Source organism: Massilia sp. NBRC 108631, from assembly GCF_059704565.1.
The window spans coordinates 12,694-28,912 of the sequence record NZ_BAAKJE010000055.1 but is presented as its reverse complement, the minus strand read 5'-3'; the positions used below and the strand labels follow the sequence as shown (position 1 = coordinate 28,912).

The 16,219-nt window shown below is 66.0% G+C and carries 18 protein-coding genes; 5 read left to right on the top strand and 13 right to left on the bottom strand.

Annotated elements, in window-relative coordinates:
• The 12 genes from AC6H42_RS06325 to AC6H42_RS06270 form a co-directional block, all read right to left on the bottom strand.
• The coding region (locus AC6H42_RS06325; RefSeq protein ID WP_497547639.1) for a GTP-binding protein at positions 1-993 on the bottom strand (993 nt) is incomplete at its 3' end.
• Between the two features lie 101 nt (positions 994-1,094).
• The gene (locus tag AC6H42_RS06320) at positions 1,095-1,523 is read right to left on the bottom strand and encodes a Fur family transcriptional regulator (RefSeq protein ID WP_057155709.1); all 429 of its coding nucleotides are present in this window, start codon (positions 1,521-1,523) and stop codon (positions 1,095-1,097) included.
• A gap of 77 nt (positions 1,524-1,600) precedes the next feature.
• A complete protein-coding gene (locus AC6H42_RS06315) occupies positions 1,601-1,930 on the bottom strand; it encodes a four-helix bundle copper-binding protein (protein ID WP_497547638.1) in 330 nt (109 codons plus the stop codon).
• Between the two features lie 88 nt (positions 1,931-2,018).
• Positions 2,019-2,795: a 3-oxoadipate enol-lactonase gene (gene pcaD, locus AC6H42_RS06310; RefSeq protein ID WP_057155707.1), complete on the bottom strand. Its 777-nt coding sequence runs from the start codon at positions 2,793-2,795 to the stop codon at positions 2,019-2,021.
• A gap of 8 nt (positions 2,796-2,803) precedes the next feature.
• Positions 2,804-3,982 carry a benzoate/H(+) symporter BenE family transporter gene (locus AC6H42_RS06305; protein ID WP_497547637.1) on the bottom strand — a complete coding sequence of 393 codons (1,179 nt, stop codon included), beginning with the start codon at positions 3,980-3,982 and terminating at the stop codon, positions 2,804-2,806.
• A 7-nt stretch (positions 3,983-3,989) separates the two neighbouring features.
• Complete coding sequence (locus tag AC6H42_RS06300) at positions 3,990-4,781, bottom strand: 1,6-dihydroxycyclohexa-2,4-diene-1-carboxylate dehydrogenase (RefSeq protein ID WP_057155705.1); 792 nt, start codon at positions 4,779-4,781, stop codon at positions 3,990-3,992.
• Positions 4,782-4,784: 3 nt separating this feature from the next.
• Complete coding sequence (gene benC / locus AC6H42_RS06295; RefSeq protein WP_497547636.1) at positions 4,785-5,804, bottom strand: benzoate 1,2-dioxygenase electron transfer component BenC; 1,020 nt, start codon at positions 5,802-5,804, stop codon at positions 4,785-4,787.
• 16 nt (positions 5,805-5,820) lie between these two features.
• Positions 5,821-6,312, bottom strand: coding sequence for a benzoate 1,2-dioxygenase small subunit (benB, locus tag AC6H42_RS06290; protein WP_057155703.1), 492 nt, complete (start codon positions 6,310-6,312; stop codon positions 5,821-5,823).
• Positions 6,309-7,706 (bottom strand): benzoate 1,2-dioxygenase large subunit, encoded by a 1,398-nt coding sequence (benA, locus tag AC6H42_RS06285; RefSeq protein ID WP_497547635.1) that lies wholly within the window; start codon positions 7,704-7,706, stop codon positions 6,309-6,311. The genes benB and benA overlap by 4 nt, the downstream gene beginning before the upstream one ends.
• 14 nt (positions 7,707-7,720) lie before the next feature.
• The gene (gene catA, locus AC6H42_RS06280) at positions 7,721-8,641 is read right to left on the bottom strand and encodes a catechol 1,2-dioxygenase (RefSeq protein WP_497547634.1); all 921 of its coding nucleotides are present in this window, start codon (positions 8,639-8,641) and stop codon (positions 7,721-7,723) included.
• Between the two features lie 25 nt (positions 8,642-8,666).
• The gene (gene catC / locus AC6H42_RS06275; RefSeq protein ID WP_057155700.1) at positions 8,667-8,957 is read right to left on the bottom strand and encodes a muconolactone Delta-isomerase; all 291 of its coding nucleotides are present in this window, start codon (positions 8,955-8,957) and stop codon (positions 8,667-8,669) included.
• Positions 8,958-8,978: 21 nt separating this feature from the next.
• The gene (locus AC6H42_RS06270) at positions 8,979-10,088 is read right to left on the bottom strand and encodes a muconate/chloromuconate family cycloisomerase (RefSeq protein WP_057155699.1); all 1,110 of its coding nucleotides are present in this window, start codon (positions 10,086-10,088) and stop codon (positions 8,979-8,981) included.
• 111 nt (positions 10,089-10,199) lie between these two features.
• Between AC6H42_RS06270 and AC6H42_RS06265 the strand changes: the two genes are divergently transcribed.
• Positions 10,200-11,114 (top strand): LysR family transcriptional regulator, encoded by a 915-nt coding sequence (locus AC6H42_RS06265; protein ID WP_497547633.1) that lies wholly within the window; start codon positions 10,200-10,202, stop codon positions 11,112-11,114.
• A 24-nt stretch (positions 11,115-11,138) separates the two neighbouring features.
• On the opposite strand, the gene AC6H42_RS06260 is transcribed toward AC6H42_RS06265, so the two are convergent.
• On the bottom strand, positions 11,139-12,491 hold the full coding sequence (locus tag AC6H42_RS06260) for an MFS transporter (RefSeq protein ID WP_497547632.1): 1,353 nt from the start codon (positions 12,489-12,491) through the stop codon (positions 11,139-11,141).
• 268 nt (positions 12,492-12,759) lie between these two features.
• Between AC6H42_RS06260 and AC6H42_RS06255 the strand changes: the two genes are divergently transcribed.
• From AC6H42_RS06255 to AC6H42_RS06240, 4 genes are all read left to right on the top strand, one after another.
• Positions 12,760-13,425, top strand: coding sequence for a 3-oxoacid CoA-transferase subunit A (locus tag AC6H42_RS06255; RefSeq protein WP_057155697.1), 666 nt, complete (start codon positions 12,760-12,762; stop codon positions 13,423-13,425).
• Positions 13,425-14,066 carry a CoA transferase subunit B gene (locus AC6H42_RS06250; RefSeq protein ID WP_057155696.1) on the top strand — a complete coding sequence of 214 codons (642 nt, stop codon included), beginning with the start codon at positions 13,425-13,427 and terminating at the stop codon, positions 14,064-14,066. The genes AC6H42_RS06255 and AC6H42_RS06250 overlap by 1 nt, the downstream gene beginning before the upstream one ends.
• A 9-nt stretch (positions 14,067-14,075) precedes the next feature.
• Positions 14,076-15,278: a 3-oxoadipyl-CoA thiolase gene (pcaF, locus tag AC6H42_RS06245; protein ID WP_057155695.1), complete on the top strand. Its 1,203-nt coding sequence runs from the start codon at positions 14,076-14,078 to the stop codon at positions 15,276-15,278.
• 144 nt (positions 15,279-15,422) lie between these two features.
• Positions 15,423-16,208 carry a redoxin family protein gene (locus tag AC6H42_RS06240; RefSeq protein WP_497547631.1) on the top strand — a complete coding sequence of 262 codons (786 nt, stop codon included), beginning with the start codon at positions 15,423-15,425 and terminating at the stop codon, positions 16,206-16,208.
• Positions 16,209-16,219: the final 11 nt, after the last annotated feature.

Genomic DNA, 16,219 nt, shown 5'->3' with positions numbered 1-16,219 from the left:
CCCCCCTGCCGCCCACCAATGGCCCACCGGCTCCACGCTTGCGATGCGGCCAGCCAGCGAATACGCCACCGCCCAGTCGGGCCGGGTAGCAAACCAGAGGTAGCCCTTGGCGCGCAGCAGTCCGGGAAAGTCGCGGCCCAGATATGCGTCGAAACGCTCCGGATGCAGGGGCCTGCGCGCGCGCAGCACGAAGCTCGAGATGCCGAATTCCTCGGTCTCCGGCGTATGCTCCCCCGCCAGCGCGCGCGCCCAGCCGGCCATGCCGCTGGCGCGGTCCAGGTCGAACTTGCCGGTGCCCAGGATGCGCTTTAGCGGCACCCGTCCGCGCTCGGCAAACGCCAGTTCGGCGGCCGGATTGAGCGCGATCAGCGCTGCCTGCACATCGGCCAGTTCTTCCTTCGTTACCAGGTCGGTCTTGTTGATGACGATGACGTCGGCGAACTCCACCTGTTCCGCAAGCAGCGAGGGCAGGGTGCGTTCGTCGTGTTCGCCTGCGGTTTCGCCGCGGTTGGACAGGAAATCGGTGCCGCGGTAGTCCGGCAGGAAGCTGCGCGCATCCACCACCGTCACCATGGTGTCGATGCGGGAGATGTCGTTCAGCGAATCGCCATCCGCGCTGCGGAAATCGAAGGTGGCGGCCACCGGCATGGGTTCGCCGATGCCGGTGGATTCGATCAGCAGGTAGTCGAAGCGGCCCTCGGCCGCCAGCTTGCGCACTTCCAGCAGCAAGTCCTCGCGCAGGGTGCAGCAGATGCAGCCATTGCTCATCTCGACCATGCGTTCGTCGGTGCGTGACAGCGACGCGCCAGCGCTGGCGGTGCCGGAGGCGATCAGCGCGGCGTCGATATTGACCTCGCTCATGTCGTTGACGATGACGGCGACCCGCAAGCCTTCACGGTTGGCCAGTATGTGGTTGAGCAGGGTGGTTTTGCCTGCGCCGAGAAATCCTGATAGGACTGTGACGGGCAAGCGGCTGTCGCTGATGGCTGGCATGGAAAGGCCTTATTAATGCAAGAGGGTTGCAATAATAGATCAGCACGGCCGTTAACGCAACAGGGTTGCATTAAAGGATGAAAAAGCGGGGAAAAAACCGCTTACTTCTTGCTGCAACGCGGGCAGATGCCCTTGATGAGGAAGTCGACCTCCTCGCCCACGAATCCTTCCGGCATCTTCACGCGGCGCGGCAGCGGCACGTCGTTGAAGCAGGTGACGGCGTCGCAGCTGTTGCACTGGAAATGGGCGTGTTCGTGGTTTTGCTGGACGGCGCCGGCCGAAAAGCGCCACACCTGGTCGGCGCCCGCGATGCGGTGCGCCAGCCGGTTTTCCGTCAGCCACTCCAGCACGCGGTACAGTGTGACCGCGTCCAGCGCATCGCCCGGCAGGTGGCTGTGGATTTCGTGGTGCGTCATCGCCTCTTTCTGCTTGAGCAGATAGGCCAGTACCCGGGTGCGCGGCTGGGTCAGGCGCGCACCGGTGTCGCGTATCAGCGATTCGGCTTGGGTGATGTAGGAGGTCTGGGGCATGATGGCAGGGGTAGGTTTACCTGCGCATTTTAGCACGCATGTTCAGCATGCGAACCCGGCGCCCCTGCCCGGCGCGGTCAGGCGGCTATCGCCAGGCAGGCTTGCGCGCAGCGCCGGCATGCGTCGGCACAGGCCTGGCAATGATCCATTTCATGGGTGCCGCATTCCTCGCCACATGCCTCGCAAACGTCGGCGCACAGCGTGCACGCCGCCGGCGCGAAGCGGCTGCCCCTGCCCATCAGCGCCGCGGCGAGCCGGCACGCCTGGGCGCAGTCCATATCCAGCGCTATGCACCTGGCCATGGCGTCCACCTCCGGCCCGGCAAGGCAGGAGGCCGCGCAGTTGTCGCAGGCATTGGCGCAAGCGTTGCACGCGTCGATGCAACTCCGGTAGCTCTGCTGTTCCATGGTGTTCTCCTCGCAGCTCGGTTCGATGCGGAATAGTGTAGCGAGGAGCCGCCGCCAGGTTAAACACGATTCCGCCAGGAAGGTGCGGCTACGCCAGGAATTCCAGCAGCACCCGGGTGAATGCCGCCGGGGCTTCGACGCTGGAAATGTGCGAGGCCGGCAGGGCGGCCAGGCGTGCGCCTGGGATGGCGCTGCGCATGGCCTCGGCGTCGGCAACGGTGGTCACCGGGTCGGCCGTGCCCGCAATGATGAGCGTGGGCGCGGTGATGGCGTGGATTTCGCCGCGCATGTCGGCGCCTGCCAGGGCGTCGCAGCAGGCCGCATAGCCTTCGTAGTTCTGGCCGCGCAGGCGGTTGGCCATGGCGTCGGCGACGGCTGGCTGGCGCTGCACGAATTGCGGCGTGAACCAGCGCTGGGCGGCGCTGTCGGCGATCGGCCCCAGGCCTTGGGCGCGCACGGCGGCGGCGCGCGCTTGCCATCCATCCGCGGTGCCCACGCGCGCGGCCGTGTTGGCGAGAACCAGCTTGCCTATCCTGCGGGCGGCGTGCAGGCCCAGCCACTGGCCGGTAACCCCGCCCATGGACAGGCCGCAGAAGTGCGCCTGCCCGATATCCAGGTGGTCCAGCAGCGCCACCACGTCCGCGCCCAACTGGGCGATGGAATATGGGCCCGGCAGGCTGGCGGACAGGCCATGGCCGCGCGTGTCGTAGCGCACCAGGTAGTAGTGGGCGGCCAGATCGTCAACCTGCGCCTGCCACATGCTCAGGTCCGTGCCGAGCGAGTTGGACAGCACCAGCGCCGGCAGGCGGCGGTCGCCGTCGGTGCGGTAGTGGATGCAGGTGTCGTTGATGATTGCGATGGGCATAGGTGTCCTTAAATAGTCGGTGCGGCCGGTTTGCGTTTCAGGACCAGGTAGGCGAACAGGCCGATCAGGATGCCCCAGAACGCCGAGCCCAGGCCGAGGAAACTCATGCCGGACGCGGTGGCGAGGAAAGTGATGACGGACGCTTCGCGGTGCTGCTCGTCCTCGATGGCGCCCATCAGGTTGGAGGTGATGGCGCCCAGCAGCGCCAGGCCAGCCAGCACGGCCACCAGTTCTTTCGGCAAGCTGGCGAACAGCGCCACGATGGTGGCGGCCATGGTGCCGCCCGCAACGTAGAACAGGCCGTTGGCCATGCCGGCGACGTAGCGGCGCGCTGGATCTTCGTGCGCGTCCCTGCCAGTGCACAGCGCCGCGGTGATGGAGGCGATGACGATGGTGATGCCGCCGAAGCCGGCCACCGCCAGCGACGCGATGCCGGTGGCGCCCATGATGGGCCGCGCGCTGGTCTGGTAGCCGGACAGCTTGAGGATAGCCATGCCGGGCAGGAACTGGCCGCTCAGGCTGACCAGCACCAGCGGCACGGCGAAGCTGAAGGTGGCACGCCAGCTCCATTCGGGCTGTATCCATTGCGGCGTGGCGGCGACCAGCTGCAGGCCGCCCAGGTCCGCCGAGCCGGTGCCCCAGGCGATCAGCGCGCCGCTCAGCATCACCACCACCACGGCGTAGCGCGGCACGAGTTTTTTACAGACGATGTAGCTCACCACCATGCCCACCGCCAGCACCGGCAGCGTGGCGATGGACTTGAAGGTGTTGACGCCGAACTGGAACAATATGCCCGCCATCATGCCGGCCGCCAGGCCCTTGGGAATATGGCGCAGCAGCTTGTCGAAGGAGCCGGACAGGCCGACCAGCAGCAGCGCCGCCGCGGCCGTGATATAGGCGCCCACCGCCTCGTTGATGGACATGGCGGGAAACAGCGTCACCAGCAGCGCCGTGCCCGGCGCCGACCAGGCGGTGATGATGGGCGTCTTCAGGCGCCAGCTAAGCCACAGCCCGGACAGGCCCGCACCGAGCGAGATGGCCCAGATCCATGACGACATCATCGCTTGCGATGCATGCGCCGCGCTGGCCGCCTGGAAGAAGATCACCAGCGGCCCGGAATACGAGATCACCACCGCCAGGAAGCCCGCCAGCACGGCTGAGAAAGACCAGTCCCGCAACAGCGCCATGGCTCGCTCAGCCCTGGTCGCCGCCGCCCACCGGCAGCACGGTGCCGGTGATGTAGCTGGCTTCGTCGGAAGCGAGGAACAGGATGGCGCGCACCTGCTCGTCGATGGTGCCGTAGCGGTGCATCAGGCTGCTGGCGATGGTCTGGTCGACGATGCCCTGGTACCAGACTTGTTCCTGCTCGCTGAGCGGCCTGGGATTGCGTGGCACCTTGCGCGGCGGCGCTTCCGTGCCGCCGGTGGCCACGGCGTTGACGCGGATGCCTTGCTGCGCGTGCTCGAGGGCCAGACTGGCCGTCATGGCGTTGATACCGCCCTTGGCTGCCGAGTAGGGAATGCGGTAGATGCCGCGCGTGGCGATCGAGGACACGTTGACGATCACGCCGCGCTGCTGTTCTATCATGGCCGGCAGCACCGCGTGGCAGCACCACAGGGTGGGGAACAGCGAGCGGCGGATTTCCGCTTCGATCTGCTCGGGCTCGTATTCCTGATAGGGCTTGGCCCAGATGGTGCCGCCCACGTTGTTGACCAGCACGTCGATGCGGCCGAAGGCGGCGACAGCGGCGCAGGCCAGCTCGCGCGCGCCGGCATGGGTCTCCAGGTCCACCTCGCAGGCGATGGCCAGCGCGGCCGGGAAGTCACGGCCCGACTGCACTTCGGCCAGCACCTCCAGCACCAGCGGCGAACGGTCCGCCAGTACCAGCGAAGCGCCTTCGCGCGCAGCCTCCAGCGCCACGCCGCGTCCTATGCCTTGTGCGGCGCCGGTGACGATGACGACTTTGTCTTTGAATCGCATGCTCATTTTTTATACTCCGCTGCTGGCCGAGAATTTCTCGAAATAGAAGTTGGCCGGGCTCACGCCCACGTCGCCCAGCCAGGTGCGCACCGCGTCCACCATGGGCACCGGGCCGCACAGGTAGACGTCGGCGTCGCCGCCGTTCAGCCAGGAGGGCTCGACGTGGTGGGTGGCGTAGCCCTTGCGCGGATGCGTGCTTTCCTGCTCGGCCACGCAGGTGACGTAGCTGAAATGCGGATGCGCGGCCGCGATGCGGTCCAGCTGTTCCAGCGCCACCAGGTCGCAGTCGCGGGTGACGGCGAACACCAGCCGCACCGGCTGCGGGAAGCCGTGCGCGGCCAGCACTTCCAGCATCGACAGGAAGGGCGCGATGCCGGTGCCGCCGGCCAGCATCAGCACCGGCCGCTGCACCGGGCGCAGGTAGAAACTGCCGAACGGGCCGGCAAAGGCGATCTGCTGGCCCGGCTGGGCCGTATCCGCGAGGTAGCTGCTCATGCGGCCGCCGGGCACGTTGCGCACCACGAAGGAGGCCAGCGGCGAACCCGGCACGGAGCTGAAGGAATAGGAGCGCGTCAGCGCGCTGCCGGGCACTTCCACGTTTACGTACTGGCCCGGAAGGAAGTCCAGCGCTTCCGGCTGCGCCAGTTCCACCGTGAAGCGCAGCGTCGATTCGGACAGCTTTTCCACCGAGGCGATGCTGCCAGGGTGGCTGGCCGCCGCCGTCTTGCAGGAGGCGGAGGTGGCAGGGATCTTCACCACGCAGTCGGAGGTGGGGCGCATCTGGCAGTTCAACACATAGCGCTGCTCCGCGTCTTCCTGCGTCAGCGCGTCGTCGATGTAGCCGGAAGCGGGCATGTCGTAGCTGCCCGATTCGCACAGGCCACGGCAGGTGCCGCAGGCGCCGTCGCGGCAGTCCAGCGGAATGTTGACCTTCTGGCGGTAGGCCGCGTCGGCCAGCTTTTCATTGGGGTTGCAGCTGATGAAGCGGGTCACTCCGTCTTCGAACTGCAGTGCGATGGTATGGCTCATGTCCGTACTCCAGACTTTAAATATGGTAAATATCGATGACCTGATTGATGTAATCGTTTTTCAGCACGACGTACTTGTTCAGGATCTTCGGCGCCGCGCCGGAAAAGTCGATCACGTAGCGCGACATGCCGAAGTAGCTGTAGTCCGTCTTGTAGCGGTGGCTCAGCGTGTGCCAGTTGAAGCGCACGGTGCACAGCGCGCCTTCCTGTTTTTCCAGCTCCACGTTGGCGATGTTGTGGCTGGTGCGCGTGTCCGGCATGGTGGCGCTGGAGCGCTCGGTCTTGATGCGGAACACGCGGTCTTCCAGCCCCTGGCGGGTGGGGTAGTAGATCAGCGAGATTTCGCGCTCCGGGTCCGACACCAGGGTGTCGTCGTCGTCCCAGGCCGGCATCCAGAACTGGGCGTCCTGGTGGTAGCACTCCAGCCATTCGTCCCACTGCTCGTCGTCCAGCAGGCGGCTTTCGCGGTACAGGAAAGCTGCGATGCCGTTGATGTCGATGCTGCTCATTTCTGCTCTCCCTCGGCGCGCAGCGCCTGCTTCATCACGTCCAGCCAGTAGCGGTGCTGCACCGTGTACAGGCCTTCATCCTCGGTCTTCACGCCGCTCATCACCGGTTGCAGGCCGATTTCCCTGGCCGCGTCGTCCGCGCCCTCGATCCAGTGGGTGGCGCCGCGGCACATGTCGTTCCATTCCATGGCCTTGCCGGCGTAGCCCTGCTGGCAGGCGCGGAATTCCTCCAGGTCGTCCGGCGTGGCCATGCCGCTGACGTTGAAAAAGTCCTCGTACTGGCGGATGCGGCGCGCGCGCGCTGCGGCCGGTTCGCCCTTCGGCGCGATGCAGTAGATCGTCACCTCGGTCTTGTTGACTGAGATGGGGCGCAGCAGGCGGATCTGCGACCCGAACTGGTCCATCAGGTAGACGTTGGGGTACAGGCACAGGTTGCGCGAGCGCTCCACCATCCAGTTGGCGGTGGCGGTGCCGAACTTGTCCGCGTACTCGCCGTGGCGCGGGTAGTTGGGACGGTCCTGCGGGTTGGCCCACTTGGTCCACAGCAGGATATGGCCTTGCTTGAAGGCGTAGAAGCCGCCGCCCTGCTTGCCCCACTTGCCGGCGTCCATGGCCTTGATCTTGTCTTCGCGGCCATTGGCGGCGTCGGCTTCGGCTTCCTTGCGGCGGTTGGTGGTGGCCGCGTAGTTCCAGTGCACCGCCGAGACGTGGTAGCCGTCAGCGCCGTTCTCGGCCTGCAGCTTCCAGTTGCCTTCGAAGGTGTAGGTGGACGAGCCGCGCAGTACTTCCAGGCCGTCGGCCGACTGGTTGACGATCATGTCGATGATCTTGGCCGCTTCGCCTAGGAACTCGGACAGCGGCGCCACGTCTTCTTTCAGGCTGCCGAACAGGAAGCCCTTGTAGTTCTCGAAACGCGCCAGCTTCTTCAGGTCGTGCGAGCCTTCCTTGTTGAAGCACTCGGGGTAGCCCGCTTCCTCAGGGTCTTTTACCTTCAGCAGCTTGCCGCTGTTGTTGAAAGTCCAGCCGTGGAACGGACAGGTGTAGGTGGCCTTGTTGCCGCGCTTATGGCGGCACAGCTGCGCGCCGCGATGGCTGCAGGCGTTGATGAAGGCGTTCAGTTCACCCTGGCGGTTGCGCGCGATGAACACCGGCTGGCGCCCGATGTGCGTGGTGTAGTAGTCGTTCACGTTGGCCACCTGGCTTTCATGCGCCAGGTAGATCCAGTTGCCTTCGAAGATGTACTTCATCTCCAGTTCGAACAGGGCCTCGTCGGTGAAGGCGGCGCGGTGCAGGCGGAAGTCGCCTTTCTCGTGGTCTTCCACCAGGTACTGCTCCAGCGGGCGGGCGCCGGAGGGTGTAGCGTTCACGGGGATGATAGGAATCGTGGTGCTCATGCTGTTCTCCCGGTTCAGGCGGCGGCGCGCACGCGTGCCACTTCGGCTTCCGGCGCGGCAGGACGTTCGCCGTACAGGCGGAAGTCGAAGTCGATGCTGGAGTAAGGCTGGCGCAGGTCTTTCTGGGCGATGGCGGCCGGATCGGTCACCTTGCTCACGGCCGGCACCAGGCCCTCGCGGCTGGCGAAGGCGAAGTCGTCCCACAGGTATTCGTCGCCGTCGATGTTGATCTGGGTGGTCAGCTTGCGGTGGCCATCGGCGCTGACGAAGAAGTGGATGTGCGCGGGCCGCTGGCCGTGGCGGCCCAGCTGGTCCAGCAGGCATTGGGTGCTGCCGCCCGGCGGGCAGCCGTAGCCCTTCGGCAGGATGCTGCGGAACTGGTAGCGGCCCTGCTCGTCGGCGATGATGGTGCGGCGCAGGTTGAAGTGCGACTGCGACGCGTCGAAGAAGGAGTAGTTGCCCATCAGGTTGGCGTGCCACACTTCGACCTTGGCGCCCGGCAGCGGCTGGCCCGCCTCGTCGTACACGGTGCCCTGCATGAACAGCACTTCGGCCTCGGCGCTTTCGCTGCCGTCGTCCAGGCGCGCGAAACCGGTGCTTGCCGGCGCGCCGGCCACGTACAGCGGGCCTTCGATAGTGCGCGGCGTGCCGCCTTGCAGGCCCGCCCTGGCTTCGGCTTCGTCGGCGCGGATGTCGAGGAAGCGTTCCAGGCCCAGGCCCGGCGCCAGCAGGCCCAGTTCATTGTTCTTGCCGGCGTTGGTCAGGTATTCCAGGCCCTTCCAGAATTCGCTGGGCTGGATGTCCAGGTCTTCGATCGCCTTGCACAAGTCGCCCACCAGGCGCAGCACCACTGCCTGCACGCGCGGATTGGCCGGGCGGGTGGCGGTGTCGATGATCCAGTTCTGTACCAGCTTGTCGATGTCGTTGTGTGTCATGTCAGTCTCCGTCTAGTGGGTTTGCTTACAGGTCGTTGGTGCGGATCGACGATGGATGGCGGCACAAGGGCATCACCTCGATCTTCATGAAGGGGAACAGCGGCAGCGTGGAGAGCAGGGCGTGCAGCTCGTCGATGCTGGCGGTGTCGAAAATACTGATGTTCGAATACTGGCCGGCGATGCGCCACAGGTGGCGCCACTGGCCGCTGGATTGCAATTCTTGAGAATACGCCTTCTCGCGCGCCTTGATCGCTGCGGCTTCGGCTTCGGGCAGGGTGGATGGCATGCTCACATCCATGCGTACGTGGAACAGCATTGGAACTCTCCTTGATGGCGGTCAGTGGCGGCGCAGGCGGCCGAGTTTGTCGGTATCGACGGCAACGCCCAGGCCGTGGCCGGTGGGCACTTGCAGCATGAAGTCCTTGTAGACCAGCGGCTCCTGCAGCACTTCTTCGGTGAGCAGCAGGGGCCCGAACAGCTCGGTGCCGAAGGACAGCTCGGCGAAGGTGGAGAACAGATGCGCCGACGCGGCCGTACCCACGCCGCCTTCCAGCATGGTGCCGCCATACAGCGCCACGCCGGCCAGTTGCGCCACCGTGGCCACCTGGCCCGCTTGTACCAGGCCGCCGGATTGCGTGATCTTTACCGCGAACACGTCGGCGGCCGATTGGGTGGCGTAGTCGTAGGCGCTGAGCGGTCCTTGCAGGGCTTCGTCGGCCATGATGGGCACCGAGAAGCGTTGCGCCAGGCGCGCCATGGCAGCCTTGTGGTGGGCCGGCACCGGCTGCTCGATCAGGTCCACGCCTCCGGCTTCCAGCGCCGCGATGGCTTCGATGGCCTGCAGTTCGTTCCACGCCTGGTTCACGTCCACGCGGATGCTGACCGCGTCGCCCAGCGCGCGCTTGATGGCCAGCACGTGCCGCACGTCGTCGGCCACCGGGCGGGCGCCGATCTTCAGCTTGAAGATGCGGTGGCGGCGCAGTTCCAGCATGCTTTCCGCTTCGGCGATGTCCTTGGCGGTATCGCCGCTGGCCAGGGTCCATGCCACCGGAAGCGCGTCGCGCACGCGGCCGCCCAGCAGTTCGCTAAGGGCAATGCCGAGCCGGCGCGCCTGCGCATCCAGCAGCGCGGTCTCGATGGCGCACTTGGCGAAGCGGTTGCCCTGGACCGCCTTGCGCAGCTTGGCCATGGCCTTGGCCACCTGGCTCGCTTCCATGCCGGCCAGCAGCGGGGCGATATGGGTGTCGATATTGGTCTTGATGCTCTCGGGGCTCTCTTCGCCGTAATTCAGGCCGCCGATGGTGGTGGCTTCGCCCCAGCCCTCCACGCCGTCGCCGCAGCGCACCCGCACCAGCACCAAGGTCTGCGTGCTCATGGTGGTCACGGACAGCTTGTGCGGACGGATGGTGGGGACGTCTGCGAGGATGGTTTCTATGCTTTTGATCATATCTTATCCGTATAGTCGGTATAATTCGAAGGGATAACACCACGATAAACCCTTGAAAAAGTATCGTCCAACACTGTTTTGGTATGATTTCAATACCTAAGAGGTATGAAGATGGAAATCCGGCATTTGCGCTACTTCCTGGCGGTGGCAGAGGAAAAGAACTTCACCCGCGCCGCAGTGCGCCTGTTCATTGCGCAGCCGCCGCTGAGCCGGCAAATCCAGCAGCTGGAGGAGGAGTTGGGCGTGCCCCTGTTCGAAAAAGGCTCGCGTCCCTTGCGCCTGACCGAAGCGGGCGAGTTTTTCCAGGCGCATGCGCAGGTCCTGCTCGACAAGCTGGCGGACCTGAAGACGATGACGCAACGCGTGGGCAAAATCGAGCGCACGCTGTCGATCGGTTTCGTGGCATCGACGCTGTATGGCCTGCTGCCGGAGATCGTGCGCCGCTTCCGCGAGCAATACCAGGAGGTGGACATCACTTTCCATGAGCTGACGACGATGGAGCAGATGCGCGCGCTGAAGGAAGGCCGCATCGATGTCGGTTTCGGCCGCGTAAAGTCGGAAGATGCGTCGGTGCGCCGCATCCTGCTGCGCGAGGAGCGGCTGATCGTGGCCATGCCGATCGGGCACAAGCTAGGCATGCTGGGGCGGGGGCTCAAGCTGCGCGAACTGGTGGGCGAGACGCTGATCGTCTACCCGCGCAGTCCGCGCCCCAGCTTCGCCGACCAGGTCCTGGCCATCTTCAGCGACCGGGCGCTGCACCCCGAGCACGTGATGGAAGTGCGCGAACTGCAGATTGCCATCGGCATGGTGGCGGCCGGGCAGGGCATCTCCATTGTGCCGGACAGCCTGCAGGGCATGAAGCGCACCGACGTGCAATACGTCCAGATCGACGACAAGCACGCGGTCTCGCCCATCCTGTTCAGTATCCGGCTGATGGACCGCTCGGAAGAACTGCGCAACATGCTGCAGATTATTTACGAGGTCTACGAGTCGCGCGGCATCCCGCACGTCAAGGAAGAGCTTTAGGCCGCGCGCCGGCCGGGATGCGGACTACGCGGTGGCTTCGGCCGGCGCCGCCGGGCCATGGGCAGCCGACGAGGATGGCAGCGGTTTCTGGCGGATCAGCGATACGGCGACCACCGCGATGGCGGCGGGGATAGCCATGGCCATGAAGTTCTGCTCCAGCGGCAGCTGCATGCCGACCAGCGTGCCGATCACGATGGGCGCCAGGATGGCGCCGCTGCGGCCCACGCCGGAAGCCCAGCCGATGCCGGTGGCGCGGATCGCCATCGGATAGAACTGCCCCGCATAGGCATAGGTGACGATCTGGGTGCCGATGGTCGATGCGCCTGCCAGGCCCACCAGCAGGAACAGCACTTCGGTGGGCACCTTGTAGCCCAGCAGCGTAATCGACACGCCGGCCAGGGTGTACATGCCGATCAGGACATGCTTGATGTTGAAGCGGTCCGCCAGCCAGCCGCCGCCGACGGCGCCTATCACCGCGCCGAAGTTCAGCACCAGCACGAAGGTCAGCGCCGAGCCGAGGCTGTAGCCGGCGCTGGCCATCAGCTTGGTGAGCCAGGAACTGAGCGCGTACACCATGAACAGGCACATGAAGAAGGTAATCCAGAACATCACGGTGCTCAAGCCGCGGCCGTCCTGGAACAGCTTGCGGATCGGCGCGCCCGCTGCGCTGTCGGCGGCGGGAATGGTGAAACGGTCGCCGGCGCCGGCACGGTAGGTCGGTTCCATGCGCGCCAGGATGGATTTCAGCTCGTCGAAGCGCTGCGCCTTGATCAGGAAAGGCATCGATTCCGGCAGCGATTTCAGGATCAAGGGAATCAGCAGCACCGGCACGCCGGCAGCCAGGAATACCGACGACCAGCCATAGGTTTCGATCAGGCCCTTGCCCAGCAGGGCGGCCAGCATGCCGCCCACGGCGTAGCCGCTGAACATCAGCGTGACCATGGTGGAGCGGATTTTCCTGGGGGAGAACTCCGTCATCTGTGCCACCACGTTGGGCATCACGCCGCCTATGCCGAGGCCGGCCAGGAAGCGCATCGCGCTGAAGGTGTAGGGATCGGTGGCGAAGCCCGCCGCCGCGGTGAACACGCTGAACAAGCCGATGCAGATGGCGATGGCCAGGCGGCGGCCGATCTTGTCGGCCACGGTGCCGAGGAAGATGGCGCCGAACATCATGCCGAACAGCGCGGAGCTGACCATGAAGCCGGCATTCTGGGCGGTCACGCCCATTTCCTTCATGATCGATGGCAGGGCGATGCCGGCGACCGCCAGGTCATACCCGTCGCAGATGATGATGATGGCGCACCAGAACAGGACGCCGGCGTGGAAGCGGTTAAAGCGCGCCCCGTCCGACACTTTGTGAACGTCGATTTGCTGCATGGTTTGGTCTCCTTATGGCCCGGTTAGTTGTTTTGAAATGGGACAACCGGAGAATAGATATACCTTGGAGCGCCGTCCAAGACCGATTTGGTAGCCTTTTGATACCTGCCGGGTATCGCCATGATGTTGCATCGCGTATTTCGCCCACGCGTCCGGCCGCACGCGCCCGATAGGACTTTTTTTCTTGACCTTGGCGCCAAAACGCCGATATTATTTGGTGTGCGGTAATCAATCATTTGTTCGTTAATCGAACAAAACAGGAGCGAATATGATAGACAAGACATACGAATCCCTGCAGCGCGCGGTGGCCGACGTGCATGACGGCGCCACCGTCATGATTGGCGGCTTCGGCAACGCGGGCATGCCGTCGGCGCTGATCGACGCGCTGATCGAGCAGGGCGCGCGCGATCTCACCATCGTCAACAACAATGCCGGCAACGGCGAAACCGGGCTGGCCGCGCTGCTCAAGGCGGGCCGGGTGCGCAAGATCATCTGCTCCTTCCCGCGCCAGGCGGACTCGCAGCATTTCGATGCGCTTTACCGCGCCGGCAAGATCGAGCTGGAACTGACGCCGCAGGGCAACCTGGCCGAGCGCATCCGCGCCGCCGGCGCCGGCATCGGCGGCTTCTTCACGCCCACCGGGTACGGCACCCTGCTGGCCGAGGGCAAGGAGACGCGCCTGATCAATGGCCGCCACTATGTGCTTGAATCGCCCATCCACGCCGACTTCGCGCTGATCAAGGCGCTGCGCGGCGACCGCTGGGGCAACCTGGTGTACCGCAAAACGGCGCGCAACTTCGGCCCCATCATGGCCATGGCCGCCAAGACCACCGTCGCCCAGGTGCAGGAAGTTGTCGCGCTGGGCGAACTCGATCCCGAAGTCATCGTCACGCCCGGCATCTTCGTGCAGCGCGTCGTGAAGGAGAATGCATAATGCAGCGCTATACCCGAGACCAGATCGCCGCCCGCGTGGCGCAGGACATTGCTGAAGGCGCTTACGTCAACCTCGGCATCGGCTTGCCGACCAAGGTCGCCGACCACCTGCCCGCCGAGCGCGAAGTGTTCCTGCACAGCGAAAACGGCCTGCTCGGCATGGGCCCCGCGCCCGCCGAGGGCGAGGAGGACGAGGACCTGATCAACGCCGGCAAGCAGCCGGTCACGCTGCTCACCGGCGGCGCCTACTTCCACCACGGCGATTCCTTCGCGATGATGCGCGGCGGCCACCTGGACGTGTGCGTGCTGGGCGCCTTCCAGGTGTCGGCCGGCGGCGACCTGGCCAACTGGCACACCGGCGCGCCGGACGCGATACCGGCCGTGGGCGGCGCCATGGACCTCGCCATCGGCGCCAAGCAGGTGTTCGTGATGATGGACCACCAGACCAAGAGCGGCGAAAGCAAGATCGTCCGGCAGTGCAGCTACCCGCTGACCGGCGTGGCCTGCGTCAACCGCATCTACACCGACCTGGCCGTGCTGGACGTGACTCCGGCCGGGCTGGTGGTGCGTGAAATGGCTGAAGGCCTGAGCTTTGAAGAACTGCAGGCCGTCACCGCTGCGCCGTTGCTGCAGCCCAACTGAGGACAGACTATGAAACCTGCATACATCTGCGACGCCATCCGCACCCCGATCGGGCGCTATGGCGGCGCCCTGAAAGACATGCGCGCCGACGACCTGGGCGCGGTGCCGCTGCGCGAACTGATGCGCCGCAATCGGTCGGTGGACTGGCGCGCGGTGGACGACGTGATCTACGGCTGCGCCAACCAGGCCGGCGAGGACAACCGCAACGTGGCGCGCATGTCCTTGCTGCTGGCCGGGCTGCCGCTGGAAGTGCCCGGCTCCACCGTGAACCGCCTGTGCGGTTCCGGCATGGACGCGGTGGGCACGGCGGCGCGCGCCATCATGGCCGGCGACGCGCAGCTGATGATTGCCGGCGGCGTGGAATCGATGACGCGCGCGCCGTTCGTGATGGGCAAGGCCGACGCCGCGTTCTCGCGCAGCGCCGCCATCTACGACACCACCATCGGCTGGCGCTTCCCGAACCGCCTGATGAAAGAGCTGTACGGCACGGACGCCATGCCGGAGACGGCCGAGAACGTTGCCGATGAGTTCAAGGTCAGCCGCGCCGACCAGGACCGCTTTGCGCTGGCCAGCCAGGAGAAGACCGCGCGCGCCCAGCGGGACGCGTTGTTCGCCGATGAAATCGTGCCGGTGCTGATCCCGCAGCGCAAGGGCGATCCGGTGCGCTTCGAGCAGGACGAGCACCCGCGCGCCACCTCGATCGAGGCGCTGGCCAAGCTGAAAGGCGTGGTGCGCGCCGACGGCAGCGTCACCGCCGGCAACGCGTCCGGCGTGAACGACGGCGCCTGCGCGCTGCTGCTGGCCAGTGCGGATGCGGTGAAACAGCACGGCCTCACGCCGCGCGCCCGCATTCTCGGCATGGCCACGGCGGGCGTGGCGCCGCGCGTGATGGGCATCGGCCCGGCGCCGGCCACGCAGAAAGTGCTGCGCCAGCTGGGCATGACGCTGGACCAGATCGACATCATCGAGCTGAATGAAGCCTTTGCCTCGCAAGGGCTGGCCGTGCTGCGCGAACTGGGCCTGCGCGACGACGATCCGCGCGTCAATCCGCTGGGCGGCGCCATTGCGCTGGGCCACCCGCTCGGCATGAGCGGCGCGCGCCTGGTCACCACTGCCATGTACCAGCTGGCGCGCAGCGGCGGGCGCTACGCGCTGTGCACCATGTGCATCGGCGTGGGGCAGGGCATCGCCCTCGTCATCGAGCGCGTTTAGTTCCATGCTGGCCCGTACCGCGGCGGCAGCGCTGGCGCGATAGTGGCCGGACAGTGACGCGTTCCGGCCGTGCTGCGGCCGTGCCGCCGCCGTGCTATCGTGCGGCTGGGCCGGGCCATGCCGGCGGACGAGACGGAGGCGTTGGTGTTTTCAGTTAATGTTGGGCCGCTGGTGCTGCAAGCCAGCCATGTGCTGCTCGCCATGGCGTTCGGTATCGCCGCGGGGGTGGGCTACCTGGCGGGCCGCAAGAACAAGGTTAACGTCACCGGCATCTTGCTGGACATGGTGCTGGCCGCGCTGGTGGCGGGCCGCATCGCCTTCGTTATCATCCGTTTCGACGATTTCCGCGGCGCGCCGTGGTGGGCGGTGTTCGATATCCGCGACGGTGGTGGCAACTGGCCGGCCGCGATTGCCGGTGCGCTGGCGGTCGGCGTATGGCGCTGCTGGCGCAAGCCGCAGCTGCAGGCGCCGCTGGGCGCCGGCCTGATTGCGGCGGTGTTCGCATGGGACATGTCCGGTTCGGCCATCGCGCTGCGCAGTGCGCAGGGCGCCGCCGCGCCGGCCGCCATCCGGCACATGGCCGGGGGCAAACCGATGGTGGTGAATTTCTGGGCCAGCTGGTGTCCGCCGTGCCGGCGCGAGATGCCGGTGCTGGCTAAAACGCAGCAGCAGCGCCGCGACGTGGCTTTCGTGTTCGTCAACGAGGACGCCGACGCGGCGGCGGGCCAGCGCTTCCTGTCCGAGCGCGGCTTCGCCGTGACCAATGCCGTGCACGACGCGGACGCCGGTATCGCCCATGCGGTAGGCGCCTCCGCCTTCCCCACCACGCTGTTCTACGCGGCCGACGGCAAGCTGGCCGGCCTGCACGTCGGCGAGCTGTCGCAAGCCTCCCTCAACGCCTACCTGGAAAAGATAGCCCGCCCGAAGTAGTCCTGGGCCGG

Excerpts from the sequence above, each read along its gene's own strand:
- AC6H42_RS06320 (WP_057155709.1), bottom strand. The coding sequence starts at position 1,523 with ATGCCCCAGACCTCCTACATCACCCAAGCCGAATCGCTGATACGCGAC.
- AC6H42_RS06315 (WP_497547638.1), bottom strand. The coding sequence starts at position 1,930 with ATGGAACAGCAGAGCTACCGGAGTTGCATCGACGCGTGCAACGCTTGC.
- pcaD (WP_057155707.1), bottom strand. The coding sequence starts at position 2,795 with ATGCCCATCGCAATCATCAACGACACCTGCATCCACTACCGCACCGAC.
- AC6H42_RS06305 (WP_497547637.1), bottom strand. The coding sequence starts at position 3,982 with ATGGCGCTGTTGCGGGACTGGTCTTTCTCAGCCGTGCTGGCGGGCTTC.
- AC6H42_RS06300 (WP_057155705.1), bottom strand. The coding sequence starts at position 4,781 with ATGAGCATGCGATTCAAAGACAAAGTCGTCATCGTCACCGGCGCCGCA.
- benC (WP_497547636.1), bottom strand. The coding sequence starts at position 5,804 with ATGAGCCATACCATCGCACTGCAGTTCGAAGACGGAGTGACCCGCTTC.
- benB (WP_057155703.1), bottom strand. The coding sequence starts at position 6,312 with ATGAGCAGCATCGACATCAACGGCATCGCAGCTTTCCTGTACCGCGAA.
- benA (WP_497547635.1), bottom strand. The coding sequence starts at position 7,706 with ATGAGCACCACGATTCCTATCATCCCCGTGAACGCTACACCCTCCGGC.
- catA (WP_497547634.1), bottom strand. The coding sequence starts at position 8,641 with ATGACACACAACGACATCGACAAGCTGGTACAGAACTGGATCATCGAC.
- catC (WP_057155700.1), bottom strand. The coding sequence starts at position 8,957 with ATGCTGTTCCACGTACGCATGGATGTGAGCATGCCATCCACCCTGCCC.
- AC6H42_RS06270 (WP_057155699.1), bottom strand. The coding sequence starts at position 10,088 with ATGATCAAAAGCATAGAAACCATCCTCGCAGACGTCCCCACCATCCGT.
- AC6H42_RS06265 (WP_497547633.1), top strand. The coding sequence starts at position 10,200 with ATGGAAATCCGGCATTTGCGCTACTTCCTGGCGGTGGCAGAGGAAAAG.
- AC6H42_RS06260 (WP_497547632.1), bottom strand. The coding sequence starts at position 12,491 with ATGCAGCAAATCGACGTTCACAAAGTGTCGGACGGGGCGCGCTTTAAC.
- AC6H42_RS06255 (WP_057155697.1), top strand. The coding sequence starts at position 12,760 with ATGATAGACAAGACATACGAATCCCTGCAGCGCGCGGTGGCCGACGTG.
- AC6H42_RS06250 (WP_057155696.1), top strand. The coding sequence starts at position 13,425 with ATGCAGCGCTATACCCGAGACCAGATCGCCGCCCGCGTGGCGCAGGAC.
- pcaF (WP_057155695.1), top strand. The coding sequence starts at position 14,076 with ATGAAACCTGCATACATCTGCGACGCCATCCGCACCCCGATCGGGCGC.